The 26,122-nt window shown below is 69.6% G+C and carries 24 protein-coding genes and 1 tRNA gene; 11 read left to right on the top strand and 14 right to left on the bottom strand.

The window, feature by feature from the left end; translation table 11 throughout:
- Nucleotides 1–155 precede the first annotated feature (155 nt).
- The 4 genes from OG524_RS16710 (at nt 156) to OG524_RS16695 (ending at nt 4,651) form a co-directional block, all read left to right on the top strand.
- A complete protein-coding gene (locus OG524_RS16710) occupies nt 156–1,427 on the top strand; it encodes an aspartate kinase (protein ID WP_356744295.1) in 1,272 nt (423 codons plus the stop codon).
- Complete coding sequence (locus OG524_RS16705) at nt 1,424–2,488, top strand: aspartate-semialdehyde dehydrogenase (RefSeq protein WP_405390028.1); 1,065 nt, start codon at nt 1,424–1,426, stop codon at nt 2,486–2,488. Before OG524_RS16710 ends, OG524_RS16705 begins: the two co-directional genes overlap by 4 nt.
- A 358-nt stretch (nt 2,489–2,846) precedes the next feature.
- The gene (locus tag OG524_RS16700; protein WP_384502144.1) at nt 2,847–3,422 is read left to right on the top strand and encodes a SigE family RNA polymerase sigma factor; all 576 of its coding nucleotides are present in this window, start codon (nt 2,847–2,849) and stop codon (nt 3,420–3,422) included.
- Nucleotides 3,419–4,651: a hypothetical protein gene (locus tag OG524_RS16695; protein ID WP_405390029.1), complete on the top strand. Its 1,233-nt coding sequence runs from the start codon at nt 3,419–3,421 to the stop codon at nt 4,649–4,651. The genes OG524_RS16700 and OG524_RS16695 overlap by 4 nt, the downstream gene beginning before the upstream one ends.
- Before the next feature lie 106 nt (nt 4,652–4,757).
- Here OG524_RS16695 and OG524_RS16690 read toward each other — a convergent pair whose 3' ends face one another.
- Nucleotides 4,758–5,537, bottom strand: coding sequence for an SURF1 family protein (locus OG524_RS16690; RefSeq protein ID WP_405810851.1), 780 nt, complete (start codon nt 5,535–5,537; stop codon nt 4,758–4,760).
- 62 nt (nt 5,538–5,599) lie between these two features.
- Complete coding sequence (locus tag OG524_RS16685; RefSeq protein ID WP_405390031.1) at nt 5,600–7,414, bottom strand: S9 family peptidase; 1,815 nt, start codon at nt 7,412–7,414, stop codon at nt 5,600–5,602.
- Nucleotides 7,415–7,505: 91 nt separating this feature from the next.
- On the opposite strand from OG524_RS16685, the gene OG524_RS16680 reads away from it, so the two are divergent.
- Nucleotides 7,506–8,342, top strand: coding sequence for a class I SAM-dependent methyltransferase (locus OG524_RS16680; protein ID WP_405390032.1), 837 nt, complete (start codon nt 7,506–7,508; stop codon nt 8,340–8,342).
- Nucleotides 8,343–8,393: 51 nt separating this feature from the next.
- A complete protein-coding gene (locus tag OG524_RS16675; RefSeq protein ID WP_405810848.1) occupies nt 8,394–8,849 on the top strand; it encodes a nuclear transport factor 2 family protein in 456 nt (151 codons plus the stop codon).
- A gap of 81 nt (nt 8,850–8,930) precedes the next feature.
- Here the strand turns inward: OG524_RS16675 and OG524_RS16670 are convergent, their stop codons facing one another.
- From OG524_RS16670 to OG524_RS16660, 3 genes are all read right to left on the bottom strand, one after another.
- Nucleotides 8,931–9,725 carry an SGNH/GDSL hydrolase family protein gene (locus tag OG524_RS16670; RefSeq protein ID WP_405390034.1) on the bottom strand — a complete coding sequence of 265 codons (795 nt, stop codon included), beginning with the start codon at nt 9,723–9,725 and terminating at the stop codon, nt 8,931–8,933.
- 359 nt (nt 9,726–10,084) lie between these two features.
- A complete protein-coding gene (gene htpG, locus OG524_RS16665; protein WP_405390035.1) occupies nt 10,085–12,001 on the bottom strand; it encodes a molecular chaperone HtpG in 1,917 nt (638 codons plus the stop codon).
- A gap of 116 nt (nt 12,002–12,117) precedes the next feature.
- Nucleotides 12,118–12,789 (bottom strand): TetR/AcrR family transcriptional regulator, encoded by a 672-nt coding sequence (locus OG524_RS16660; RefSeq protein ID WP_405390036.1) that lies wholly within the window; start codon nt 12,787–12,789, stop codon nt 12,118–12,120.
- A 117-nt stretch (nt 12,790–12,906) separates the two neighbouring features.
- Here OG524_RS16660 and OG524_RS16655 point away from each other — a divergent pair, with 117 nt between their 5' ends.
- Both OG524_RS16655 and OG524_RS16650 read left to right on the top strand, forming a co-directional pair.
- Entirely contained in the window at nt 12,907–13,464 is a 558-nt protein-coding gene (locus tag OG524_RS16655; RefSeq protein WP_405390037.1) for an NAD(P)H-dependent oxidoreductase, read from the top strand.
- Between the two features lie 283 nt (nt 13,465–13,747).
- The gene (locus OG524_RS16650; RefSeq protein ID WP_405810845.1) at nt 13,748–14,005 is read left to right on the top strand and encodes a hypothetical protein; all 258 of its coding nucleotides are present in this window, start codon (nt 13,748–13,750) and stop codon (nt 14,003–14,005) included.
- A gap of 63 nt (nt 14,006–14,068) precedes the next feature.
- On the opposite strand, the gene OG524_RS16645 is transcribed toward OG524_RS16650, so the two are convergent.
- The 5 genes from OG524_RS16645 to OG524_RS16625 all read right to left on the bottom strand — a co-directional run bounded on the left by OG524_RS16645 (nt 14,069) and on the right by OG524_RS16625 (nt 16,483).
- Complete coding sequence (locus tag OG524_RS16645) at nt 14,069–14,335, bottom strand: hypothetical protein (RefSeq protein ID WP_405810843.1); 267 nt, start codon at nt 14,333–14,335, stop codon at nt 14,069–14,071.
- Nucleotides 14,336–14,608: 273 nt separating this feature from the next.
- Entirely contained in the window at nt 14,609–14,812 is a 204-nt protein-coding gene (locus OG524_RS16640) for a hypothetical protein (protein ID WP_405390039.1), read from the bottom strand.
- 384 nt (nt 14,813–15,196) lie between these two features.
- Nucleotides 15,197–15,700, bottom strand: a complete 504-nt coding sequence (locus OG524_RS16635) for a hypothetical protein (protein ID WP_405810841.1) — start codon at nt 15,698–15,700, stop codon at nt 15,197–15,199.
- Nucleotides 15,701–15,781: 81 nt separating this feature from the next.
- Entirely contained in the window at nt 15,782–15,967 is a 186-nt protein-coding gene (locus OG524_RS16630; RefSeq protein ID WP_405390041.1) for a hypothetical protein, read from the bottom strand.
- A 93-nt stretch (nt 15,968–16,060) separates the two neighbouring features.
- A complete protein-coding gene (locus tag OG524_RS16625; RefSeq protein WP_405810839.1) occupies nt 16,061–16,483 on the bottom strand; it encodes a hypothetical protein in 423 nt (140 codons plus the stop codon).
- 170 nt (nt 16,484–16,653) lie between these two features.
- On the opposite strand from OG524_RS16625, the gene OG524_RS16620 reads away from it, so the two are divergent.
- Nucleotides 16,654–18,747 (top strand): NB-ARC domain-containing protein, encoded by a 2,094-nt coding sequence (locus OG524_RS16620; protein ID WP_405390043.1) that lies wholly within the window; start codon nt 16,654–16,656, stop codon nt 18,745–18,747.
- Here the strand turns inward: OG524_RS16620 and OG524_RS16615 are convergent.
- Nucleotides 18,735–20,348: a translation initiation factor 2 gene (locus OG524_RS16615; protein WP_405812471.1), complete on the bottom strand. Its 1,614-nt coding sequence runs from the start codon at nt 20,346–20,348 to the stop codon at nt 18,735–18,737. The two genes, OG524_RS16620 and OG524_RS16615, sit on opposite strands and share 13 nt — an antisense overlap.
- 581 nt (nt 20,349–20,929) lie before the next feature.
- On the opposite strand from OG524_RS16615, the gene OG524_RS16610 reads away from it, so the two are divergent.
- The gene (locus OG524_RS16610; protein WP_405810837.1) at nt 20,930–21,691 is read left to right on the top strand and encodes a hypothetical protein; all 762 of its coding nucleotides are present in this window, start codon (nt 20,930–20,932) and stop codon (nt 21,689–21,691) included.
- Between the two features lie 182 nt (nt 21,692–21,873).
- Here the strand turns inward: OG524_RS16610 and OG524_RS16605 are convergent.
- A tRNA-Pro gene (locus OG524_RS16605) sits at nt 21,874–21,947 on the bottom strand.
- Nucleotides 21,948–22,056: 109 nt separating this feature from the next.
- On the bottom strand, nt 22,057–22,995 hold the full coding sequence (locus OG524_RS16600) for a metallophosphoesterase (RefSeq protein WP_405390045.1): 939 nt from the start codon (nt 22,993–22,995) through the stop codon (nt 22,057–22,059).
- A 79-nt stretch (nt 22,996–23,074) separates the two neighbouring features.
- Between OG524_RS16600 and OG524_RS16595 the strand changes: the two genes are divergently transcribed.
- Nucleotides 23,075–23,539: a GatB/YqeY domain-containing protein gene (locus tag OG524_RS16595; RefSeq protein WP_405390046.1), complete on the top strand. Its 465-nt coding sequence runs from the start codon at nt 23,075–23,077 to the stop codon at nt 23,537–23,539.
- A 157-nt stretch (nt 23,540–23,696) separates the two neighbouring features.
- Here the strand turns inward: OG524_RS16595 and OG524_RS16590 are convergent, their stop codons facing one another.
- On the bottom strand, nt 23,697–25,937 hold the full coding sequence (locus OG524_RS16590; protein ID WP_405810835.1) for a transglycosylase domain-containing protein: 2,241 nt from the start codon (nt 25,935–25,937) through the stop codon (nt 23,697–23,699).
- Between the last annotated feature and the right edge of the window lie 185 nt (nt 25,938–26,122).

Below are 26,122 nucleotides of genomic sequence, written 5' to 3'. Positions count from 1 at the left end.
GGCGGGTGAGTGGGCAGCAGCCCGGTACGAGCAGTTCGGAGCGACACGCCGGACCGGGTGGTGGGCGGGACATCTCACCATCTGGTAAGGACGGGTCTATTCCGGACTGCTCGTTAAACTGAGCCGACCGCACCATTATTGAGCGAGGAGCGCACGTGGGCCTTGTCGTGCAGAAGTACGGAGGCTCCTCCGTAGCCGATGCCGAGGGCATCAAGCGCGTCGCCAAGCGAGTCGTCGATGCCAAGAAGAACGGCAACCAGGTGGTTGTCGTGGTGTCAGCGATGGGCGACACGACGGACGAGTTGATCGATCTCGCCGAGCAGGTATCCCCGATGCCTGCCGGGCGTGAGTTCGACATGCTGCTGACCGCCGGAGAGCGGATCTCCATGGCCCTGCTGGCGATGGCGATCAAAAACCTGGGCCACGAGGCCCAGTCGTTCACGGGCAGCCAGGCCGGTGTCATCACCGACTCGGTCCACAACAAAGCGCGCATCATCGATGTCACGCCGGGCCGCATCCGGACCTCGATCGACGAGGGCAACATCGCCATCGTCGCCGGGTTCCAGGGTGTGAGCCAGGAGGGCAAGAACATCACCACCCTCGGCCGCGGCGGGTCCGACACCACCGCGGTCGCACTGGCCGCGGCGCTGGACGCCGAGGTCTGTGAGATCTACACCGATGTGGACGGTGTCTTCACCGCCGACCCCCGGGTCGTGAAGAAGGCCCAGAAGATCGACTGGATCTCCTTCGAGGACATGCTGGAGCTGGCCGCGTCCGGCTCCAAGGTGCTCCTGCACCGCTGCGTCGAGTACGCACGCCGTTACAACATCCCGATCCATGTCCGCTCGTCCTTCTCCGGACTGCGCGGCACCTGGGTCAGCAACGAGCCGCAAGGGGACCAGCAGGTGGAGCACGCCATCATCTCCGGAGTCGCCCACGACGTCTCCGAGGCCAAGGTCACGGTCGTCGGCGTGCCGGACAAGCCCGGCGAGGCCGCGGCGATCTTCCGCGCGATCGCGGACGCCGAGATCAACATGGACATGGTGGTCCAGAACGTCTCCGCCGCGTCGACGGGGCTGACCGACATCACGTTCACGCTGCCCAAGGCGGAGGGCCGCAAGGCCATCGACGCCCTGGAGCGCAACCGGGCGGGCATCGGCTTCGAGTCGCTGCGCTACGACGACCAGATCGCGAAGATCTCCCTGGTCGGCGCGGGGATGAAGACCAACCCCGGCGTCACCGCGGGCTTCTTCGAGGCACTGTCCGACGTCGGCGTGAACATCGAGCTGATCTCGACGTCCGAGATCCGTATCTCCGTGGTCACCCGGGTCGACGACGTCAACGAGGCCGTGCGCGCCGTGCACACCGCCTTCGGTCTCGACAGCGACTCGGACGAGGCCGTCGTCTACGGGGGCACCGGCCGATGACGCAGCGCCGCCCTTCGCTCGCGGTCGTGGGAGCGACCGGCGCGATCGGTGGCGTCATGCTCCAGATCCTTTCGCAGCACGCGGATGTCTGGGGCGAGGTGAAGCTGATCGCCTCCCCGCGTGCGGCCGGCCGCAAGCTGGTCGTACGCGGTGAGGAGACCGAGGTCCTCGGGCTCACCGAGGACGTGTTCGACGACGTGGACGTGGCCCTGTTCCTGGTGCCGGACGAGGTGTCCGCGCGGTGGGTGCCGGTCGCCGCGTCGAAGGGCGTCGTGGTCGTCGACGACTCCGCGGCGTTCCGGCTGGACGCCGACGTGCCCCTGGTCGTCCCTGAGATCAACCCCCATGCCGTGCGGCTCAGACCCCGCGGCATCGTCGCGTCCCCGAACTGCACCACCCTGTCGCTGATCGTCGCGGTCGGCGCGCTCCACGCCGAGTTCGGGCTGCGTGAGCTGATCGTCTCTTCCTACCAGGCGGTCAGCGGCGCGGGCCGCGACGGCGTAGCCGCCCTGCGCGAGCAGCTGTCGCTGGTGGCCGGTACGGAGCTGGGCACGCGCCCGGGAGACGTACGAAGGGCGCTGGGCGACCAGGAGAGCGGCCCTTTCGCCGCACCCGTCGCGCTGAACGTCGTGCCGTGGGCCGGCACCGACGCCGGGGACGGCTGGTCCTCCGAGGAACTGGCCATCCGCGAGGAGTGCCGGAAGGTCCTGGGCCTGCCGGAGCTGAAGGTCACGGCGACCTGTGTGTACGTACCCGTCGTCGCCACGCACTCCATGTCCGTCCACGCCCGCTTCGAGAGCGAGGTGACCGTGGAGCGCGCGCACGAGATCCTGGCTACCGCGCCCGGGGTGGTGCTCTTCGACAGTCCGGCGGCCGGTGACTTCCCCACGCCGTCCGATGTCGTGGGCACGGATCCGGCCTGGGTGGGGCGGGTACGCCGGTCGATGGACGATCCGCACGCCATCGAGATGTTCATCTGCGGAGATAATCTCCGAAAAGGTGCAGCTCTGAATGTCGCCGAGATTGCCGAATCCGTGGCCGGAGAATTCCCGCGGGTTTGATCGAACTTGTTTTGTAGGATCTGTGTGCGCCCTGTGGGGAACTCTCTGGTCTGAGCCTCTTGAGCTGGGGCGTTGTCATATCCGACGATGATCTCCTGACCCCCTGCAACCGCTAGTCGGCTGCGGCGCGTCTATGCCGTCACTTCTTGCGTGCTGGATGCGTTTACGGGGCATTTGGGGAAGAGCAGGTACGAATGAGGGCATGTCGCACAGCATCGAACGCGGTGCCGTTCGCGTACAACCCTGACGGGGGGAAGCGTGTCCAACTGGCGTGGCAGAGGTTCTCGACATCACAGTGGTGGGCCCGTTGCGAGGCGCTTCGGTGCGTCCGCTCCGGAGGCCCCGCGCAGCCGGCGGTATGCCGGTGATTGCCCCCATGCCCGCTGCGCGATCCACCCGGCTGCCGTCGCAGCGCGAGGGCGCTGAGGAGACGGTGGCGGCAGGAACCACGGTCGACCATCTCACCGAGACGTATCGCGCCCACTACCGGTCGCTGCTGGGCCTCGCGGCCCTCCTGCTGGACGACACGGCGTCCTGCGAGGACGTGGTGCAGGAGGCGTTCATCCGCGTGCACTCGGCGCGCAACCGGGTGCGCGATCCGGCGAAGACCCTGGCGTATCTGCGCCAGACGGTGGTCAACCTGTCCCGCTCCGCGCTGCGCCGCCGCATCCTCGGGCTGAAGCTCCTCTCCAAGCCGATGCCGGACATGGCGAGTGCCGAGGAGGGGGCCTACGACCAGCTGGAGCGGGACGCGCTGATCAAGGCGATGAAAGGGCTGCAGCGCCGCCAGCGCGAGGTGCTGGTGCTGCGCTACTTCTCGGACATGACGGAGGCCCAGGTCGCGGACGCGCTGGGCATATCGCTGGGTTCGGTGAAGGCGTACGGCTCCCGGGGGATAGCGGCACTGCGCGTCGTGATGGAGGCGCAGGCATGAGCGGCCCCGAACACAGGTACGACGATGACCGGACTGGAAACGGAATTGTGAACGACGGGCCGGACAACACCCCGCACACCGATCCCGAGCAGGACGGTGGACGGGAGCAGAGCACGGACGCCGCCACGAGGCCCGCCGCTCCGACGGCCGTCTCCGGGCTGTGTGAGGCCGGTGCGTCCGGCGGGGGCACGCTGACCGAGCTCTTCAGGGGCGGCGCCCCCGGCGGGACGGACATGGACGAGATCGCGCTGCGCCGCATGCTGCAGGGTGCGGTCCAGGGCCTCGAACCCTGCGACGGCACCCTCGACCACCTGCACCGCGCGGTGCCCGCCCGGCGTGCCAGGCGGCGCCAGGCCGTGGTGGGCGCGGCGGCCGCGGCGCTGCTGATCGGCACGGCTGTGCCCGCGTTCGTCCACGTGGCGAATTCCGACGGCTCGGCGACCGCCAACCCGGCCATCGCGGGCCACGGCCAGCAGGCCCAGGGCGGCAACGGCCAGGACGCGGGTGCCGAGGCCGGCAGCGAGCAGAGTGCCGGGCCCGCGGCCCAGCAGAACGAGGGCGTGAACGGCGAGGCCGACAGCTCGACGGCTCCGTCCGAGGACACCGGCGAGGAGGACGAGGGCAGCGGGACCGCCGGCCTGGAGGACTCACCGGGCGCCGAGACGGCCTCCCTGCCGGTCTGCGGTGCCGACCAGCTCGGTGTCGCCTCCGCGCAGTCGGGCTCGGCGGGCGCGGACGGCACGGTGTACGGCAGTTTCCGGATCGCCAACGTGTCCGACAAGGGCTGTTCGGTGACCAGCAACGGCTCGGTGGGCTTCCAGGCGGGCGGTGCCGCCGATCCGCTGAAGATCACCGTCGTCCGGCACACCGCGGGCGACCCGGCGGACGGACTGCCCGATCCCTCGCTGGAGCCGGGCACGGTGCTGCTGAAGCCGGCCATGGCCTACGAGGTGCGGTTCGCCTGGGTTCCCTCGGACACCTGCCCGACCGGCGGAGGTTCGCCGAGCCCGACGCCCACGGACGGCGGCGGTGGCATCGGCGGTTCCACCGGGAGCGACTCGGGCTCGACGGACACGGCGGCGCAGTTCGGCAGTGCGGACGGCGGCCCGGCGGACGGCACCGTCGCGGTCACCCACACACCGGAGTCGGGTGCGCCGACCGCGCAGACCACGATCTCCCGTGCCTGCGCCGGAACGATCTACCGCACCGGCGTCCTGGACGCCCCGTAGCAGGACCACCGCCGGGCGAACGCGCCCGGGCGTACGCGAAGAGGCCCGCCGGATCCGTCCCGGCGGGCCTCTTCGCGTCGGCGTCCGTGTCGGCCGACGTCTCGTGTCAGTCGGCGTCGGCCGCGAGTCCCAGCTCCACGTCGCGTGCCGCCTCCGCCTCACGGCGCATCAGCCGGAACCACATGAAGAGCACGAAGCCGCCGAAGACGAACCACTCGCCCGTGTAGCCGAGGTTCTGGAAGGCCTTCAGGTCCAGTCCGCTGCCCTGCGCCGCCGTGGCGGGCACGGGCTTCATCGCCCCGCCCGTGCCGCCCGCCTCGGGCTCGGTCAGGGTCACCCAGGCGTCGTACATGTCGTACGGGACGAGGTTCACCAGCGATGCCGCGCTGATCATGCCGAGCTGGCCCTCGGGCAGCCCGCCCCGGGGGTCGGCGCCGTCGCTGCCGGTGTTCTCGGATGCCTGCAGATCACCGGTCACCGTGACCTCGCCGGCCGGTGCCGCGGGCGCCTCGGCGGTGTCCGGCGTGCCGGGCAGCCAGCCACGTACGACCGGCAGCGTCTTGCCGCCGTCGGTACGCAGCAGGTTCAGTACGTAGAAGCCGTCACGGTCGTCCAACGTGCGCCCGGGGACCAGGAACTGGTCGGCGTACGTGCCCGTCGCCACGGCAGGACGGCCCGAGGTCTCCGTGCTCACCGGCAGCAGCTCGTCGAGCGGCTTCGCGGTCCGGGTGCCCGGATCGGGCCTCTCCTCCGCCTCCTCGTGCGACTGCACACGGTCCTCGAAACGGCCGAGCTGCCAGGTGCCCATGAACACGCAGAACGGGATGGCCAGCACGGCGAAGAGGTTGATCCCCCACCATCGCGGGGTCAGCAGGAACCTGTACACCCCTCCACGGTACGGTTCCCCGCTGCGGGCGGACGGAGCGGGGTGCACCGTTTATCCGGCCCTTACGCCTCCCCCAGGTGCCGCAGGGCGAAGTCCAGCTCCAGCCGGACCTGCTTGATCCGCTCCTCCACGACGAGCGAACCGTGGCCCGCGTCGTACCGGTACACCTCGTGGACGGCGCCGCGCGCGGCGAGGCGGTCCACGTAGTTGTCCACCTGACGGATCGGGCAGCGCGGATCGTTGACGCCCGCGGAGATGTAGACCGGGGCGCGCACCGCGTCCACGTACGTCAGCGGGGACGAGGCCTCGAACCGCTCCGGCACCTCCTCCGGCGTCCCGCCCAGCAGGGTCCGGTCCATCGCCTTCAGGGCCTCCATCTCGTCGTGGTACGCCGTCACGTAGTCGGCGACCGGGACGGCCGCGAGCCCCAGGGCCCAGGAGTCCGGCTGCGTACCGAGGCCGAGGAGGGTCAGATAGCCGCCCCACGAGCCACCGGCCAGGACCAGCCGTGCCGGATCCGCGAGACCCGACTTCACCGCCCAGTCCCGGACCGCCGCGATGTCCTCCAGCTCGATCAGCCCGACCCGGTGCTTGAGCGCGTCCGTCCACGCGCGGCCGTAACCCGTCGACCCGCGGTAGTTGACCCGCACGACGGCGAACCCGTGGTCCACCCAGGCGGCCGGACCGGACGCGAAGGCGTCGCTGTCGTGCCAGGTGGGCCCGCCGTGTATCTCGAAGACGGTGGGGAACGGGCCGTCACCCGTCACCGGCGTCTGCACCAGGGCGTGGATACGGCCCCCGGGCCCGTCCACCCACGCGTCCCGCACCGGCACGGAGGCGGGAGCCTTCGCCCCCGGCGGATCGAGGACGACGGCACCCGTGGTGGACCGCACGGCGGGCGGCCGGGCGGCCGACGACCACAGATACTCCACCGTGCCGTCGGGGCGGGCCGTGGCGCCCGACACCGTCCCGGCGGGGGTGTCGACCCGCACCGGCCCCTCGGCACCCGGCTCGTACCGCCACAGCTCGCTGCGGGCCTCGAAGCTGTGCTCGATCAGCAGCGCCGACCCGTCCGGATACCACTCGGCACCCGCGTCGCCGGGCAGATCGACCGGCAGGTCCGTCTGCGTCCCCGCGACCGGATCCCAGATCATCGGCTCCCAGCGCCCACGGCGCTGATGCCCGACGAGCAGCCTGGTGTCACCGGCCACCGGCGCGAAGCCCAGCACCGACAGCCCCAGCTCCTTCGTACCGCCCTCGGTGTCGTCCAGCTCGGCGACCGTCGAACCGTCCGGACGCACCACCCGCAGCGCGGAGTGCATCGCGTCTCCGTGCTCGGTGTGCTCCAGGGCGATCAGCGTGCCGTCGTGGGACAGGTCGCCGACCCCGGCGGACTCCCGGTGCCGGTAGATCTCGCGCACCGCGCCCTCGCGGACGACGTGCACCGTCGTGCCGTCCTCGTCCGTCGACCGGCCGACCACCGCGGTCCCGTCGCGTCCGATCGCCAGCCCGGCGGGATAGGAGGGCTCCAGACCGGGCACGGCCGGCTCGTCCGGGCCACCGCCGAAGGGCTGCCGCATCCACACCCCGAACTCGTCGCCGTCGGTGTCCGCGAACCACCACACGGCCTCGCCGTCCGGAGTCAGCACCCCGTCGGTCGTCCCGTTGGGCCGGTCCGTGACCTGGCGCTGCCCACCGGTCGACCGGTCCCAGGCGTACAGCTCGTACGTACCTGTGGCGTTGGAGACGAACAGCGAACGGTCGGGAGCGTCCTCCGCCCAGTCGGGCAGGGACACACGGGCGGCGCGGAAACGCTGCTCCCACTCGGGCAACCGCTCCCGCTCCGGTACGGACGCTTCGTTCTGTGTGTCGCTCATGACTCCCATCAAACCCGATGCGGCGACCACGCCGGGCGGCCTGTGGATAACTGTTCGCACGCACCCACGGCCTGTGGGTAACTTTCCCGGCATGTACGCACCGACGCCCGACGACTGGCACGCCACCAACCGCGCACGCTGGGACGAACGCGTGGCCATCCACGCGGCCAGTGACTACTACGACCTCGACGCCTTCCGCGCCGGCAAGGACGCGCTGCGCGACTTCGAGCTCGCCGAGGTCGGTGACGTGACCGGCCGGACCCTGCTGCACCTGCAGTGCCACATCGGCCTCGACACCCTCTCCTGGGCCCGGCACGGCGCCGCGCAGGTCGTCGGCCTGGACTTCTCCGAGCCGGCCGTCGAGACGGCCCGCGGCCTGGCCCGCTCGCTGGGCCTGCCACCCGGACGCGCGGCGTTCGTCGCCGCCGACGTGTACGACGCGGCCCAGGCCGTGCCGGACTCCTCGTACGACATCGTCTACACCGGGCTCGGCGCGCTGAACTGGCTGCCCGACCTCGACCGTTGGGCCGAGACCGTGGCCTCGCTGGTCGCACCCGGCGGCTTCCTCCACCTCACCGAGTTCCATCCGCTGACCGACTGTCTGGACGACACGACCGGCTCGACGGTCACCTACGACTACTTCAGCCGTGACCCCTGGGTGGACGAGTCGCCCGGGACGTACGCCGACTTCGACGCCGTGACCGTGCACAACCGCAGCGTGGAATGGCAGCACCCGGTGGGCGAGGTGGTCTCGGCACTGGCGGCGGCCGGTCTGCGGATCGAGTTCCTGCACGAGCACGACGCTTCCCTCGTCGCGCGCTACCCGGCGCTGGAGCGGCACGCGGACGGCTACTACCGCTTCCCGGCGGACCGTCCACGCATCCCGATGATGTATTCGGTCAAGGCATCACGGCCGGCCGGCGGCTGACGGGGCCCGGCCCACGGCCGATTGTCAGTGGCGGGGGCCACACTCGGTCCCATGACTGACAGGGCCGACACGGCTGACAGGGCCGGCAGGACAGAGAAGGGCGGCAGGGCCGCCACCCCGTACGGAACGGCCCAGGTGCGGGCCGCCGTGGAGGCCTACTGGGCCGCGGCGGACACCCGCGACTGGGACGCGTTCGCCGCCACCCTCGCCGACGACGTGGTCTACGACCTCCCGCAGAGCCGGGAGCGGATCCTCGGCAAGGAGCGGTACGTGCGCTTCAACCGCGAGTACCCCGGCGACTGGCACGTCCGGATCGAACAGCTCGTGGCGGACGGGGAGGGGCGGCAGGCCGCCGCCCGGACGCTGGTCACGGTCGGTCCCGACCGGATGGACGCGATCCATTTCTTCACCTTCGACGCCGAGGGGCGGATCGCCACGGTCACGGACTTCTGGCCCGATCCGTACGAACCCCCGGCGGGCCGGGACCACTTGGTCGAGCGGTACTGACCGCTCCCGGCAGGGGTACGGCGGCACCACCGGAACCCTCCCGGTGGCACCGCCGTGGTGCGCCTGAGTGATCTACGCGCGTTACGCCACAGAGCGGAAGGCGGGCAGGTAGCCGGCCGACTGCCCGACAGTCTTGGGGTGGTACGAGTTGGTGATCGGGATCGTCACGCTGTGGATCCAGGCGTCACCCGAGCAGAGCTCGTGCCCGGTGAACTCGTCCACCACGCTGGAGAAGGTGAACCCGGCATCCGCCGCCCGCTTGGCGAGCACGTCGTTCAGGATGATCGAGGCGTTGTTGATCGCACCGCGCTCGGTCTCGGTGAGCCCGGCGATGCAGCTGCCCGAGAGCCTGTAGAAGCGCGGGTACCCCAGCACCACCACCCGGGCCTGCGGTGCCCGTGAGGTGATGCCGTTGTAGAGCGAGTCGAGCTTGCCCGGCAACGTGGTCTGCACCTGCGAGATCGCCGTGTTCACCCGGTTCACACAGGTGGCCTCGCTCTGCAGCACGCAGGTCTGCATGACGTCGGCGAACCCGACGTCGTTGCCGCCGGCCGTGACGCTGACGAGCGTGGTCGACGAACTCAGCGCGCTCAGCTGACCGCTGGACACGCTGGTGGTGGTGGCACCGGAGCAGGCGACGAACTTGAACGACGACGGCGCGTTCGCGTTGGCCCAGAGGTAGGGGTAGGCATTGGTGCTCCGCTTGCAGTCACCGCTCTCGGAGGTGTAGCTGCCCGCGCCGACCCCGGAGGAGTAGGAGTCACCGAGAGCGACGTAGTTGGCGCCCGCGGCCGAGGCGGGCTGTGCGACGCCGAGCGCGGCCACGGCGGCGATGGCGAGAGTGGAGAGTGATGCCCAGAAGGTACGTACTGACATGGGGCTGCCAGCCCTTCGAAGTGTGGGGGACAGGTGGGGAGTTCATGGGGCGAGCACGTTTTTAGCAGCCCGCGGTACCCGCCGGTAATAGCCGCGGAAGAAGTCGTCTGATATGCCCGAATGATCGTTCGATGATTGATGCTCCGCGCGTAGATAAACCTCCGGCGGGCCCACGGAAGGGTGAAGTTACGGATTTTCCGCACCGCCCCCGTAACTCCTCGGAGTCACCGTCAGGGGGTGTGTCACGTCCGGCTCGCGGCCCTGTCCGGGAGCGGAGGAGCGCTTCCGCATCCGCCCCTCCGGGCACGCGGAAGCGGCCGCCGGGAATCCCTGGCGGCCGCTTCGGTGGTGCGGGTCGGCTACAGCGTGCGTTCCAGGCGGTCCGCCATCAGCCTGCTGAAGCGGGCGGGGTCGGTCAGCTCGCCGCCGTCGGAGAGGACGGCCAGCCCGTGGACGAGCTCGGCCGCCTCGGCCAGGCCGTCGTCGGTGCCCTGCTCCGTACCCCGTTCGGTGTAGGCCTTCTTCAGGCCGCCGATCAGGGCGTGCGAGGGGTTGAGTTCGAGGATGCGCTTGATCTGCGGCACTTCCTGGCCCATTGCGCGGTACATGTTCTCCAGCGCAGGGGTGACGTCGTGCGTGTCCGAGACGATGCAGGCCGGCGAGACGGTGAGGCGCGAGGAGAGCCGCACCTCCTTCACGCTCTCACCCAGCTGCCCGGTCATCCAGGTCAGCAGACCGGCGTAGTCCTGCTGCTGCTTCTCGCGCTCGGCCTCGACCTCCTTCTTCTCCTCGTCGGTGTCCAGGTCGACTTCGCCCTTGGCGATGGACTGCAGCTGCTTGCCGTCGAACTCCGGCACGGACTGCACCCAGACCTCGTCGACCGGGTCGGTCAGGAGAAGGACCTCGAAGCCCTTGGCACGGAAGGCCTCCATGTGGGGCGAGCTCTCCATGGCGGCGCGCGACTCGCCGGTCATGAAGTAGATCTGCTCCTGCCCCTCCTTCATCCGCTCCACGTACGAGCGCAGGGTGGTCAGTCCTTCCTCGTCCTGGGTCGATGCGAACGAGGAGATCTCCAGGAGGGTGTCGCGGTTCTCGAAGTCGTCGAGGAGGCCCTCCTTGAGGACGCGGCCGAATTCCTTCCAGAGCGTGCCGTACTTCTCCGGGGCGGCGGACATCATGTCCTTCACCGTCGACAGCACCTTCTTGACCAGACGGCGCCGCATCAGCTCGATCTGGCGGTCCTGCTGAAGGATCTCCCGCGACACGTTGAGCGAAAGGTCCTGGGCGTCGACCACACCCTTCACGAAGCGCAGGTACGTCGGCATGAGCGCTTCGCAGTCGTCCATGATGAACACGCGCTTGACGTAGAGCTGGACCCCGCGCTTGTGCCCCTGCATGAACAGGTCCTGCGGCGCGTGGGACGGCAGGAAGAGCAGCGCCTGGTATTCGAAGGTGCCCTCCGCCTGCATGCGGATCGTTTCGAGCGGATCGGTCCAGTCGTGGCTGATGTGCTTGTAGAGCTCGCTGTACTCCTCGTCGGTCACGGAGCTCCTGGACCGGGCCCACAGCGCCTTCATCGAGTTGACCGTCTCGGTGCCGGGCTCGGTGCCGTCCTCGTCCGCCGTCGTGGCGGCCATGCGGATGGGCCAGGTGATGAAGTCCGAGTACCGCTTGACGATCTCCCTGAGCTTCCACGGCGACGTGTAGTCGAAGAGCTTGTCCTCGGCGTCCTCCGGCTTGAGCCGCAAGGTGACCGTGGTGCCCTGCGGGGCGTCATCGACGGATTCGACGGTGTACGTCCCCTCGCCGCTGGAATTCCAGCGCGTGCCCCGGCTCTCGCCCGCGCGACGGGTCAGCAGCGTGACCTCGTCGGCCACCATGAAGCTCGCGTAGAAGCCGACACCGAACTGCCCGATGAGTTCCTCGGACGTCGCGGAGTCCTGGGCCTCCTTCAATTCCTTCAGGAACTTGGCCGTGCCGGAGTTCGCGATCGTTCCGATCAGCTGCACGACCTCGTCGTGCGACATCCCGATCCCGTTGTCGCGAACGGTCAGCGTGCGCGTCTCCTTATCGGCCTCGACGGCGATGTGGAGGTCGGACGTGTCCGCCTGGAGCGTGTCGTCGCGGAGAGTTTCCAGTCGCAGCTTGTCCAGCGCGTCCGAGGAATTGGAAATGAGCTCGCGCAGGAACACATCCTTGTTCGAGTAAATCGAATGGATCATCATCTGCAGGAGCTGGCGCGCTTCTACCTGGAACTCGAATGTCTCGGCCGGCATGGGTGCGGGTTCCCTTTCTGGGGGTCGGTCGTCTGGGCCGGGACAATCGTAGCCAGCCCGCGTCATTCCCCGTGCGGGTTCGGGGTGCCTGTGAAGTCGCCCTGCGAGGACGGTTGTCAGTGGCCGGGGCCGGACGGGAGCGCCACCCCGAGGCGGGTGACCAGGTCGTGCCAGCCCTGGTCCAGTTCCTCGATCGGCATGCCCCGTTGCCTGGTCAGGTGGTGGACCAGGGCGGCGTCGACCGATCCCAGCAGGGTGTGTGCGAGCAGCTCCGTGTTGCCCTCCACACGGGCCCCGCGCAGCAGCATGGCGACATGACTGAGGCGCAGGCGGTGCGCCGGGACGGCGTAGGTACGCAGCGGGTCGGTCCGGGAGGCCAGGATCAGCTCGTGGTGATCGCGCTCGTGGCGCATGACGGCGGGACCGAAGGCGTGCAGCCGCTCCGCGGCGGGGGCGTCCGGGCCCATGGGCGGTGGCCCCGACAGGAAGGCGGCCTGGAGCAGCCCCTCGCGATGGTCGAGCAGGGCGATGAGCAGGCCGGTGCGGTCGCCGAAGCGCCGGAAGACGGTGCCCTTGCCGACTCCGGCCGCGGCGGCCACCGATTCCATGGTCAGGTTGGCGGCCCCGCAGTCGGCCATGAGACGTGAGGCGGCTTCCAGCAGACGGGTGCGGTTGCGGGCGGCGTCCGACCGCAGCTGCTCGGGTTCGCCGGTGGTGGAGAGCGTGAGATACGGCCGCGCCTCGCCTGGGTCGGGCGGCCTGGGCAGCGGTGGAACGGAACCGGTCATGGCCTCAGGGTAGCGCTCGGGGAACATAAGTGGACCGCGGTCCGTTTAGGTGGTAGAAATTTCAACGGACTTCGGTCCGTTTGCTTCCGCAGTCTCCGTCTCCCCAGGAGTTCCCCCATGTCTGTACGCATCCTCGCCCTCGTCGGCAGCCTCCGCGCCGGCTCCCACAACCGTCAGCTCGCCGAGGCCGCTGTGAAGCACGCCCCCGCGGACGCCGCTGTCGAGCTGTTCGAGGGCCTGGCCGACGTGCCCTTCTACAACGAGGACATCGACGTCGAGGGCAGCGTTCCGGCCGCTGCCGCCCGCCTGCGTGAGGCGGCCGGCGGCGCCGACGCCTTCCTGCTCTTCTCGCCCGAGTACAACGGCACCATGCCGGCCGTTCTGAAGAACGCGATCGACTGGCTGTCCCGCCCCTACGGCGCCGGCGCCCTCACCGGCAAGCAGGTCGCCGTCGTCGGCACCGCCTTCGGCCAGTTCGGTGGCGTGTGGGCCCAGGACGAGGCCCGCAAGGCTGCCGGTATCGCGGGCGGAGCGGTCCTGGAGGACGTCAAGCTCTCCATCCCCGGCTCCGTGGTCCGCTTCGCCGAGACCCACCCGGCCGACGACGCCGAGGTCGTCGCCTCGCTCACCGAGGTCATCCGCAAGGTCGCCGAGCGTCCCGTCGCCGCTGCCTGACGCACCCCGCCCCCCGCCGGCGGCGCGCCGAGGATGCCGCGCCGCCGCCGCAGGGCACGGGCAGGACACCCCTGCCACCCCACCGGTGACGCACCCCGGTGCTCCACGTGTGCGCGCCCCTCCCGGTCCGGGGGCGGCGCCCCGCGCGGAGCCGGAGATCATTCCGCCGGCGCGCGTTCGAGTACGCGCGCTCTCCCGTGACATCCCCGGCGACCCAGCCGGGCAGGTCCGGACACGCGTCCTCGGCCTCGGCCCACTCGATCTCCAGGACGATCAGGCCCCGATGGGTGCCCGTGTGCTCGTCCACGACCCACTCGCCCGCACCCGGTGCCGCCAGACGCTGCCGGTGCTTCTCCACGAGCCGCCCCGTACGGTGCGCCAGCAGTTCGAGCGTGTCACCCACCGGGATCGGATACTCGAACTCGGCCCGGACGGGACCCTGCAGCTCGGCCTTCACGGTGAGGAAGGCCCCGGCGTCGTCCACGACCAGGGCCCGCGCTCCCGCGGTCGGCGGGTCGAGGACGGTCCGGACGTCACATGAAGGGACTCTCTTCCGGAGGGACGGTGTGTTGCGCCGGTGGCGGTCGGCGCGGCAGGGAACCGCCTACGGCCGGGCGTTGAGCTCGGGGAGAGCGGTGCCCGCGTCGGCGGTGGGGGGCGTGCCGTGCGGCCGCCCGGAGATCAAGGCCGCGAGCGCGGGTACGGAGCTGCGGATCACGGTGGCCCCGTCGCCGTCGGTCCGCCACTCCTGGCCGGTGTCCTCGGCGACGAGGAGGGTGCTCTGCGGCAGACGCGGCCGGAGGAACGACACGACGTGCGAGGAGAGCGCGAGGCTCCACTCTTCGGACCGGTGACCGGCCCCGAGGTCCACGTCGTGCAGCGCGCTCTCCCGCCACCAGGCGAGCTGGGTCGCGAACAGCGGCGAGTCGCGGTACGCGCACGGCAGGTCCCAGCCGTCCGGGCCTCGTCCAGGGCAGCGAGGCCCTCGTCGGGTGCTCGCGCAGCCACTCGACGGGCCGGCCGTGCAACTCCTCGATCCGGCTGTCACGGGTCGGCCGGCCGCCGTCGTACACCTCGATCGTCCGGCCCTCGACGGCGTAACGCGCCTGCCGGGCAAAGGCCCTGGAGAGGTCCGCGAGTTGGATCAGTACATGTCCCCGGTCCAGCCCGGGAGTTCGATCGCCTCGCGGGCTCCCTCCTCGGTGAGGGTGGCGGCCTCGGCGCGCAGCAGGTCGTGGGCGGCCGAGATCTCCTTCAGCCGGTCGGGATCTCGATGCCGCCGAACTCCGCACCGCTGTACCGGGTCGTGGTCATGCCAGGGTCCTTTCGTCTTCCGTCGTCTTCGCAACGGCCGGGGAGTCCTGCGGCATGAACGCGTTGATCCGGCAGCGGATGTCCCGGATGACGCGGTGCTCCCTGTCCGGGCGGAGAGCGCCGATCTGGTGGTACATCACCTACCTGGGCGGGCCCAGGAAGGTGATCCGCGTCTCGACACTGCCATCGGCGTGCACCGGATGGAATCCGGGCGTGAGGCCCGGGCCACCGGGGACGACGCCGGGTTCCCCGATACCGGGGGAGCTGACCCTCTGGATACGGCTGCGCCTGGCCGCCGCGTCCGTGTCGCTCCAGTCCGTACCGCCCGCTCGGGACCGACGCGAAGCCTGGCATCGGGGCCTCCCGCCCCGCCGGGCTTCCGCTTCGCCGGCCTTCCGCTCCGCCGGGCTTCGTCAGGTCAGCGCGTCAGGCTCTTCCGGCGTACGCGCAGCGAGTACGCCGTCCCTCCGGGCCCACTGCTGCTGCCCCAGCCGCCGCTCGTCGCGACCACCCACCCCCGCTGCTCCTTCATCTGGGCGGCGAAGGTGCTCAGGTCATGGATCGCGCAGCCGCAGACCAGGGTTACGTCGATGCCGACGTAAGGGCTCCGGGGGTTCTGCTCATGACCCGACTCGACCCACCGCACCTCGTGGACGTGCTCCTTGAGGCCCGTCCGCTCCTCGTCGTGCTTGATCCCATGGGCCTTGGCGTACTCGTCCAGGTCATCGACGGCGAACAGCCGGCTCGACCACTCACCGGGCCAGACCGCGAACAGCCGCGACACCCCGGCCACCGCCCGCTCGTACGCCGCGTGATCGCTCCCGTGCGTCACCGCACCGTCCGCGTGCACCTCGATGTAGCAGGTGGTCCGGGCGGTGTACGGGAAGTCCTTCCCCACCGCCGCCGCGCTGCTCGGCTCCAACTTGGCCCTCCACGGTGTCGCCGGCTCCTCCGGTCAGTCAACATCACCGGGAAGCCGCCCGGACCGCTTTCGGCCCGCCACCTACGGCGGACCCGGCGCCGCGTCGAAGAGGGCGGCCTCCTCCGGCCCCGGCTCGTCGAAGAACGGCACGTACCCTTCGAGCGTCTCGCGGGTGATCGGCACGACGCCGAACGCGCCCTGCCCGTTCCGGGCCTCGACACGCCGCCAGAGCTCCTCGAAGGGCACCGCGAGGTACCGCAGCTCCACCGGAACCCCGAGCGCCCGAGCCCCGAGCCGCTTCTCGTCCCGCTCGGCGCGCGCCCAGAACCCGAACTCCAGGTGACGCCTTGCCCACGGTCGTCAGCGGTCGGTGTCCCGTGTCATGTTGAAGGTGAGACTGGAGAAGTCCCTGCCCTGGAGTACAGGGCCGTTCTGGGTTCCTCCGCTGATGCTGTTGTGTACGGCACCGCCCGATCCGGCCCCGGCCTGCTGCCACCATTCTTCGAGCAGCCCGCGGAACTCCCCGTCCAGGGCGGCTCGCACCCCCAGCGCGGTCGCCAGCGCCTGGGCGCGTACGGGGTCGGCAGGGTTGTTCTCCAGATCCGCGGCTTCCAGCTCGCCCGAGCTGATTCCAGATGATCCGTCCGGCTCCGCGTCCTGAGCCGTGCCACGTCGGAAGGGGCGCGTCACCAGCGCGGTGAGCCCTTGCCACGACTGACGGCCGACTTCGCCGCCGACGCTTCCGGCCAGTGCCGCCAGGGCCGCTGCGGTGATCGGGTCCATGTCGGGCTCCCTCGGTCGGTGTCTGCACGTCACACCCTAGGTCGGACGTGCGGAGTGACACGGGTTGATGCGGAAATCAGGTGCGCGCATGTCCCGCGCACTGTTCTCGCGGACCTCCCGGCCGAGGCGCGCTCTGCCTCATCCAGCAGCTGAGGCAATACTGTTGACGCATGGTCGACGAGACACGTAACAGCCTGGACGGACGTGCGGACGTGGTCGTTCAGGCCGGTCGGATCGGTGAGTTGCATCAGCACCTGCACGGCATCGAAGGCCCGGCCGCGCCGGTTCCCTTCCAACTTCCGCCGACGCGCGTGCGGTTCGAGAACCGGCTGGCTGAGCAGGAGCGCATCACTCGCGCGGTCGACGCGCACGTGGCACATGCGGGGCCGCTCGTCGTCGCACTCACGGGAATGGGCGGGATCGGCAAGACCGCTCTGGGGTTTCATGTGGCCCGCCGTTTCACGGACCGGTATCCCGACGGGGTCCTCTACGTCGACCTGGACGACTTGCGGCGGGACGGTGCCGTGGAGATCTCGGACGCCGTCGGGGAGCTCCTGACCGGTCTGGGCGTAGCGCCGGAGTTGCTGGAGAGATCCCTCGCCGGCCGTACGAAGCAGCTCTGGACGCGGACCCGGGACAAGCGGCTGATCGTGGTGATCGACAACGCGCGGTACGGAAGTGAGGCGACCCCGCTTCTCCCCGCGTCGGACGACAGTCTGACGATCGTGACCAGTCAGGGAGCCCTGTACGACCTCGACGGCGCGGCTGTGGCCGAGGTCCCGGTGGGCCCGCTGGCGGTGGAGGACGCGGTGCGGCTGCTGGGGCACCTCGTGGACGATCCGCGCTTGTCGGCGGAACCGGACGCACTGGTCGAGTTGGCACGTGGGTGTGGTGGTCTGCCGGCCGCTCTTCAGGTGGCCGGTCAGTGGGTACGCAAGTACCGGAGGCGGAACCTTGCCCGGCTCGTCGCCGAGCTGACGGCGGAATTGCACGGAAGGGGCATTCCCGTGGTCGAAGCCGTGTGGGACGCCGCCTGCTCGGGGCTGGACCCTGAGGCCGCGCGACTCTACCGGCTGCTTCCAGAGCTTCCGGGACCCGTGGTGGAGGAGCCGGCCGCCGCCGCCCTCCTCGGCTGCGATCCCTGCCGTGCGGGGGACGCCCTGGAGGAGCTGGAGTCCGCGGGACTGCTGGAGGGCAGGGCCGACGACTGGCGTATGCACGCCCTCCTGCGGGGTCACGCCGAGCGGCGTGCGCGACTGGAGGACCCGGACGGGCAGGAGCGGGCCCGTGCTCGCCGCTCGCTGTGTTCCTGGTACAGGCGGCAAGCCGCGCGCGCGGATCTCCTGGCCGCGGGCCCGCGGATGACGTTCGCGGAGCTGCCGGAACCCGTGGGCACCGGCCCGTGCGATATCGAGTTCCCGGGCAAAGCGGAAGCGCTGCGATGGCTGGAGTCGCACCGGCTCGCTCTGTACGGATGCGTCCGGCTCGCCTTCGATGCGGGGCTCTACGAGGATGCCTGGGCGCTGTGCGAGCCGTTGTGGACGCACTTCCTCGACCACCCGCACTACGCCGACGTCATGGACACCTTCCGTACGGGGGTGGCTGCCGCGGACCGGACAGAGTTCCTTCCGGCCATGGTCAGGATGAGGTGTCAGCTGGCCCGTCCGCTGTGGGAGCAGGGGCTGTACGACGAAGCGGCCGAGCAATTGAGGCATGCGCTCAACGCCTCCGAAGCACTGGGAGCGTCACCTCCGGAGCGGAAGCTGAGGGCCTCGGCGGTCGAGTTCCGAGGCTTGCTCAAGTCCGAACTCGGGGACTGGTCAGGCGCCGCCGAGGACTTCGAAGCGGCGAGGGCGATCCACGCGGAGATCGAGAACGTGTACGGCGTACTGCTTCAGACCTACCTGCTGGGCAAAACCGCGGTGCGACAGGGAGAGTTCCAGGTGGCGGCCAGGCTCCTGGAAGAGGCTCACGCGATGGCGCGGCAGCAGGAGCGCCCGCGCATGGTGTCGCGCACCGGGTTCGAACTGGGCCGCGCACTCAGGCTGGTGGGCAGGGCGGAAGAGGCGTACGCGTTGGTGAGCGCGGCGCTGGACGGCGCACGCGCTCGGGGTTCCGTCACGGACGAGGTACGTGTTCTGGAGGAACTGGCGGCTCTGGCGGAAGCCCGCGGTGACGCCGAGACCGCCGAGCGGCACCGTGTGACTGCGAGGCACATCACGCGACAGGCGGGAGGCATCCCTTCCGACGCTCAGAGCTCGTAATCGAGGTCGTCCTCATGGGCGGCACTGAGGTGTACGCGGACGGCCGCCGGCCCGGTGTCGCACAGGAGCGACACGGGTAGTGACGCGTTCGTGCCGGCCCCGAGCCAGGCGTGTACCGCGGACACCACGGCCGTCGGATCCACGTGCGACACCATGCCCCTGTCGCGCTGAGGTTCTACGCGGAGGCTGAGCAGTCCGGCCGTGCGGTGTCTGAGCAGGCAGCGCCGGGGTGACAGGATCGCGGCTGCTGTTCTGCAGCCCGGCGCCTCCTCCAGGACATGGGCCGTCCAGCCCTCCGCGGTCCACGCCGTGTGTTGCCCGGCATGGCCGGCGGCCTGGGCGCGGCGCCAGAGCAGGGCGGCACTCTGTACCTGGCGCGGCCCGGCCGCGGGGTATTCGGCGGCGAGATGGTGTACGGCCTCCGGCGTGTGCGCGGGGAAGCGTTCGACGGCGATCCGATGACCCGACACCTCGGCCCGTACCGCGAGAGCAAAGGGCTGACGCGGTGTCGTGGACGGCCGGGCGAACGCCGACGCGTCCACCGGGCTTGACGGAGGGCGCAGCCCGAGCATCCGGTAGAGCCGCTCTCGCAGCAGTTGGAGCGCCCGGCCCTGCTGGGCGAAGGCGCCGGCGGCCGGACCACGGGTGTCCGTGGTCCGGGATTCCCGGAGAGCGTCCTCCAGGCCGGAGGCGGCCGACAACCTGGGCGCCGCATCCAGCAGCCGCGCCATCGGGCTGCCCGGGATGAGCTCACGGCCGCCGTCGTAGGCACTGACGACCGGGCGGCCGAGGGCCGCCGCGTAGAGAGCCGTGGAGCCGTGGTCGGTGACGACGGCATCGGCAGCGACGAGAAGTGCGGCCCACTCCTCGTAAGGACGGGCAAGGATTAGCCCCGCCCTGAGCGCAGGGGCGAGCCACCGGGAAAGATCGAAGAGCCCGGTCCTGCTGTACTCGTTGGGATGCACGATCAGAGCGACCTGAAACGCGTCGTGCGCCAGGATCCCGGTGAGTTCGGCGGGCAGCCCGGGCCGACGGGCAAGGAGCGAGTCCGGCCCCCACGTGGAGGCGAGAACGACGAGCTGCCGCGGCCCCGTCCCCAGGGCGGCGCGGTAGTCCTGACGGTGAGGGACCGAGGCGAGGAAACGGTCCAGGGTGGGATCCCCGACCACAGCGGCCCGGCCGACGGCCGACGGACAGTGACGGGCCAGACGAGCCAGCTGCTCCTCATGGGCCAAGGCATGGAGATCGGCCCAGGGTTCGCCGTCGGCCAACAGGTAGTGGGGATCCAGGCCGGAAGGCACTTCGGGTGAACCGTCGTTGCTGATGGCCTTGTTGAAGCCGGCTCCGTGCGGCAACAGCGCGCGAGGCCCGGACAGCTCGTGGAATTCACCCTTCGGGCTCGCAGTCAGGACCAGATCGTGTCTGCTCCGGCGAGCCTCGTCCCAGGGCACGATGCGGCCCCCTGAGCTGTCCAGAGCCGCGAGCGCGTCGACGTCGAAGTGCGATCCGGGGAGCAGAGTGAACCGGACGGTGATGCGAGTGTCGCCATCGAAAACGGGCAACACGTCGAGGAGCCTGTGCAACGCCCCCGCGGAACGCAGAGCGACGAGCACTTCGCTGCCCTGCTGCCCTGCTGCCCTGCTGCCCTGCTGCCCTGCTGCCCTGCTGCCCTGCTGCCCTGCTGCCCTGCTGCCCTGCTGCCCTGCTGCCCTGCTGCCCTGCTGCCCTGCAAAAAATTGTCAAGTCTAGCTGACGGCAGCAGTCGTTGGGGGTGAATTGACCCGAAAGGTCACGATCATCGGCGGGAGCCTGGCATGGCATGACCCTGATGCTACCGGCGGCGGAACATCCCGACTCCTCGTCCTGTGCTCAGCGCGTGACCTGAAAGTCGACGCTGGCGCGGATGTTCGCGTGCGTCGTCTCCGAATCCACACCCAGGCATGGGAGGCGAACCGGGGCCTCTGAGTGTGGCGTAGGTGATGCACACGAAATGACGCTTCACGACTTTACGCCTGAGCGGGGTGGAAGCGTGCCAAAACTGGGTGACGCGGATCAAACGACGGAAGGAACCACTGTGCAAGAGCGAGAACTTCAACTCGTACCCCAGGGCAACCGCGGCGACGACCAGACACGCGGCAGGATTCGAGCGCATGACGCCTGGGCATTGGAGTTGCCCGTCCTGATGGAGACGATGAACGTACGGGCTGTAGAGATGGACCTGGGAGAGCGGGGCATGCGGGCTGCGCTGACCGTCATTTCGGGGAAGCTCTGCCTGCTTGTGCGTTCCGGTCTGAACGAACAGCAAGTGGCAGCCAGCATCCGGTCGCTTCTCGCCCGCTACATTCACCACCCTGCGCCTCGCTTGGTTCTCTGGCCGGACGCGGACAAGCAAGGCGTAGTGGTGAGGGAGCCGGACGACGTGTCGGTTGGAGCGTTGGAGGATCCGCCAGACGTGACGGCAGATGTCCTGCACCTCTATGGGGAGGGGCATTGGGCACCGAAGGATGGGTGGCGGAGTGACGACGACGTTCTCCAGGAGCTGACGGAGATTGTTGCTGTCGACCTGAAGGGTGTCGTGGAGGATCTCCCGGAGGAGACCTACCCACTGCCCGAGGGGCTCGGTGCTGTCGTCTCCACGGGCTACGACAGCGAGGGGCTGGCCCACCCAATGGTCTTCCTTCGCGGCGATCTCCCCACCGGACTGCGCGCAGATCTCCTTGGCTTCTGCCTTGCGCTGGGCGCCGGCTCCGAATACGAGGACAGGGACCCGGACGAGAGCGGCCTGTTCTATGTCGGTACGGACGCAGGGCCAGTGTCTGGACCTGGGGCCGCGCTTCTCGGTGCCCTAATGGTCCAGCGCTTGGGGCGACGCCCGGGGGACTGCGACTTCAAACTCCTCGACCCACCGGAGGAGACCGCCCCGGAGCTGGAGTCAGCTGCTTGATCACGTGCGCTCTGCTGGGCGTCCGGCCGCCTCAGTAAGGGGCTCGGCGCGGTGCCAACCGGCAGGCTCATCGGCGGCTCCCTGGGAGCCGGGTCCGAGGTCGGCCCCCAAGATGGCCCCAGGAACGAGTCAGGGGCCTGATCCACTAAGTGGATCAGGCCCCTGACCTGGTGTTTCAGCTGTCGGGGTGGCGGGATTTGAACCCACGACCTCTTCGTCCCGAACGAAGCGCGCTGCCAAGCTGCGCTACACCCCGATGTCCACCGATTGTCCCGGCGACATCGATTACTTTAGCCCACCGGCGCCCGGAGGCGAAATCCGGTTTTTGTCGCGGACGGCGGGCGCGGGCCTCGGGCCCGGGACCGTCAGTCGCGCGGCGTCAGCGTCAGCAGGGTCGCCTCCGGCGGGCAGGCGAAGCGGACCGGGGTGTAGCGGTTCGTGCCGCAGCCGGCCGAGACGTGGAGGTAGGCGCGCTTGTCGCCCGCCGTGTGGCGGGAGAGGCCCTTCACCCGGTCCGTGTCCAGGTCGCAGTTGGTGACGAGGGCCCCGTAGAAGGGGATGCAGAGCTGGCCGCCGTGCGTGTGGCCCGCCAGGATCAGCGGGTAGCCGTCCGCGGTGAAGGCGTCCAGCGAGCGCAGGTACGGGGCGTGGACCACGCCGATCGAGAGGTCGGCACCCGTTTCCGGGCCGCCCGACACCTCAGCGTAGCGGTCCCGCCTGATGTGCGGGTCGTCCAGGCCGGTGAACGCGATCTCCAGCCCGTCCTGCTTGAGGCGGCCCCGGGTGTTGGTCAGGTTCAGCCAGCCCGCCGCGTCGAAGGCGTCGCGCATCGGCTCCCAGGGGTTGTGGACGACACCGACCGCCGGAGCGTTCCCGTTGAGCCCGTGCTTGCCCCGCATCTTCTCCAGGAGGTACAGGGCGGGGTTTCGGAGCTTGGGACCGTAGTAGTCGTTGGAGCCGAAGACGTACACCCCGGGGAACTCCATCAGCGGGCCGAGCGCGTCGAGCAGCTCCGGTACGCCCTCGGGGTCGGAGAGGTTGTCCCCGGTGTTCACGACGAAGTCCGGGCGCAGGCCGGCCAGCGACTGCAGCCAGGCACGCTTCTTGCGCTGGCCGCTCACCATGTGGATGTCGGAGACCTGGAGTACGCGCAACGGGCGCGCTCCGTGCGGGAGTACGGGAACGGTGATCCGTCGCAGGCGGAACGAGCGGGCCTCGAACCCGGCGGCGTACACGAGGCCGGCGGTGCCCACCGCTGCGCCGACTGCCGTGACTTTCAGGGGTACTCCGTAGCGTGCGCGCATGTGCCCATCGTCGCAGACACGGTGGCGCGAGCGGAAAACAGGAGGGCGGCAGGTGCTCCGTACCTGTCACAATCGGCGCATGACCACGCTCAAGTCCAAGCTCAAGGAAGACCTCACCACGGCCATGAAGGCGCGTGACGAGCTCACCTCGTCCACCCTCCGGCTCACCCTCACCGCGATCACCAAGGAAGAGGTCAGCGGCAAGTCCGCGCGCGAGCTCTCCGACGACGAGGTGCAGAAGGTGATCGCCAAGGAGGCGAAGAAGCGCCGTGAGGCCGCCGAGGCCTTCGCGCAGGGCGGCCGGACCGAGCAGGCCGAGCGGGAGAAGGCGGAGGGCGTGCTGCTCGACGCGTACCTGCCCAAGCAGCTCTCCGACGACGAGCTGAACGCGATCGTCTCGCAGGCCGTCGAGGAGGCGAAGGCCGCCGGCGCCGAGGGACCGCGGGCGATGGGTGCCGTCATGAAGATCGTCAACCCGAAGGTGACAGGGCTCGCCGAGGGCGGCCGGGTGGCCGCCACCGTGAAGAAGCTCCTCGCCGGCTGAGCAGCGGGCTGATCAGGCCGAGCAGGCCGGCACACCGCAGGAACGTCGCGCCGGCCGGGTGTACGAGGCATGGCATGAAAGGAGGGGCGCTCCCGAACCGGGAGCGCCCCTCCTTTCATGCCTGGACCGCGTGGACCTTCAAGCCCGGACCCGGTGATCAGGGACCGTTGCCACCGCCGCGCGGGCCGCCGTCACTGCCGCCGATGAAGCCGGGCGGGAGGGTGATGCCACCGTTGTCGCCGTCGCCGTCGCCGGACTCGTCGTCGTTGTCGCCGCCGTTGTCCTCGTCGCGGCCCTTGTCCTTCTCCTTGTCCTCCTTCACCTTGGCGCGGGGCACCGAGATCGGGTTGAAGGAGGGGGTCTCGGAGGCGGTCAGCGCGCCGGTCATCGCGGTCTTCCAGATGGGACCGGGAAGACAGCCGCCGCAGACCTTGTCGTAGTACTGGCCACCGATGTTGATGTTGTACATCGGCACCTTCTTGCCGACGTCGGCACCCACCCACACGGCCGTCGACAGGTTCGGCGTGTAACCGACGAACCAGGCGTCCACGCGCTCGTTCGTCGTGCCGGTCTTACCCGCGTTGTCGCGGTCGGTCAGGCCGGCCAGCGTGCCGGTGCCGTCCTCGACGACGCCCTTCAGCATCTGGTTGATGGTGTCGGCGGTGGGCTCGCTCATTGCCCGGGAGCAAGCGCTCCTGGGCACCTTGAGCTCTTTGTCGTTCGCGTCGGTGATGGACTCGATGGCGACCGGCGTGCAGTACGTGCCGCGGTTCGCGAACGTCGCATACGCGGCGGCCATGGCGAGCGGCGTGCTCTCCGTGCCGCCGAGGGTGATCGACGGGTGCTTGTCCGAGACGGGATCGCCGTCTCCGCGCTCGTAACCCACCTTCTTCGCCATGGTCACCGTCTCGCAGAGCCCGGCTTTCTGCTCCAGCTTCGCGAAGTAGGTGTTGATGGACTTACCGAGCGCGCCGGTCATGTCATAGGCGCCCTTCTCGGATTCCATCTCGTTCTGGAGGTCCCAGGTGCCGCCGCCGGTGGGGGCACCCGAACAGTCCCGGTAGGAACTCATCGGCACCGAGATCTTCCAGTCGCTGGAGAAGCTCTGCGCCGGGCTGATGCCCTTCTCCAGGGCCGCGGCAGCGGTGATCGGCTTGAAGGTCGACCCGACCTGGAAACCGTAGGTGCTGCCGCCCATCTTGCTGCTGACGGCGAGGTTCAGCACCGTCTCGTGCTGCTTCTGGTCCAGGCCGTACGGGCGGGACTGGCCCATCGAGAGGATCTTGCCGGTGCCGGGCTGGACCTGCACCACCGAGGCCGCGACCTTGTCGTCCTTGTAGACCCTCGACGTCGCCGCCTCGTTGGCCGCCTTCTGCGCACGCGGCGAGAGGGTGGTCTTGATGGTCAGACCGCCGAGGTTCCAGAGCTTCGAGCGCTCCTCCTCGGTCTTCCCGAAGGCCGGGTCGGTGAGGATCGTCTTACGGACGTAGTCACAGAAGAACCCGGAGCCGCTGACGGCGGTGATGCAGCCGTTCTGCGGCTTCTTGACCTTCAGCGCGATCGGGGCGGCGATGGCCTTGTCGGCCTCGGCCCGCGAGATGTCACCGACGGCCGCCATGCGCTGCAGCACGGTGTTGCGACGCTTGGTCGCCTCCTCCGTGTCGTTGACCGGGTCGTAGCGGCTCGGCGACTGCACGAGACCGGCCAGCAGCGCGGCCTCCTCCAGCTTCAGGTCCTTGGCGTGCTTGGAGAAGTAGCGCTGCGAGGCGGCCTCGACGCCGTAGGCCTGCTGCCCGAAGAACGTGATGTTGAGGTAGTTCTCCAGGATCTTCTTCTTGCCGAGCTCTTCCTCGACCTGGATCGCGTACTTGAGCTCACGGACCTTGCGGCCCAGGGTCTGCTGCGTGGCCTCGGCGACCTTGTCCGGGTCGTCGCCCGCCTCCTCGACGAAGACGTTCTTCACGTACTGCTGGGTGAGCGTCGACGCGCCCTGCGCGGCACCGCCGGCCTGCACGTTGCGGTTCATCGCGCGCAGGATGCCCTTGAGGTCCACCGCACCGTGCTCGTAGAAGCGCGAGTCCTCGATCGCGATGATCGCGTCCTGCATGTACGGCGAGATGTCCTTGAGCGGGACGACGGTGCGGTCGCGCGAGTAGACCGTGGCGATCGCGCCGCCCTCGCTGTCCAGGATCGTGGTCCGCTGGCTCAGCGGCGGAGTCTTGAGGTTGGAGGGGATCTCGTCGAATCCCTCGACGGTTCCCTTCGCCGCCAGCCCCAGTGCTCCGGCGGCCGGCAGCGCGATGCCCGCCAGCACAACTCCGGAAAGTGCGGCGACACCGAGGAACTTGGCGGCCTGCTGGGTCGTCGTGAGACCCCCGCCTGAGCGCTTCTTTGGCATGGGGGCAGCCTACGTTCTCATTCGCCGGACACGCGTATAGGCCTTGGCCTAAGCTGCTCTCAACTGTCACAGCTGACCGATTTCGTATCAACCCCTGTGCACGGCCCCTGCGCAAATTCAGCCACTCGCCGAGGCGCTCCCGAATTCGCCTCACGTGTCACTGAATGTCCGTTGCGACTTGGGCA

It is taken from the genome of Streptomyces sp. NBC_01520 (assembly GCF_045040375.1).
Lineage (GTDB): Bacteria > Actinomycetota > Actinomycetes > Streptomycetales > Streptomycetaceae > Streptomyces.
Note: the sequence above shows the minus strand (reverse complement) of the source record. Positions and strands in the feature narration are given on the sequence as shown.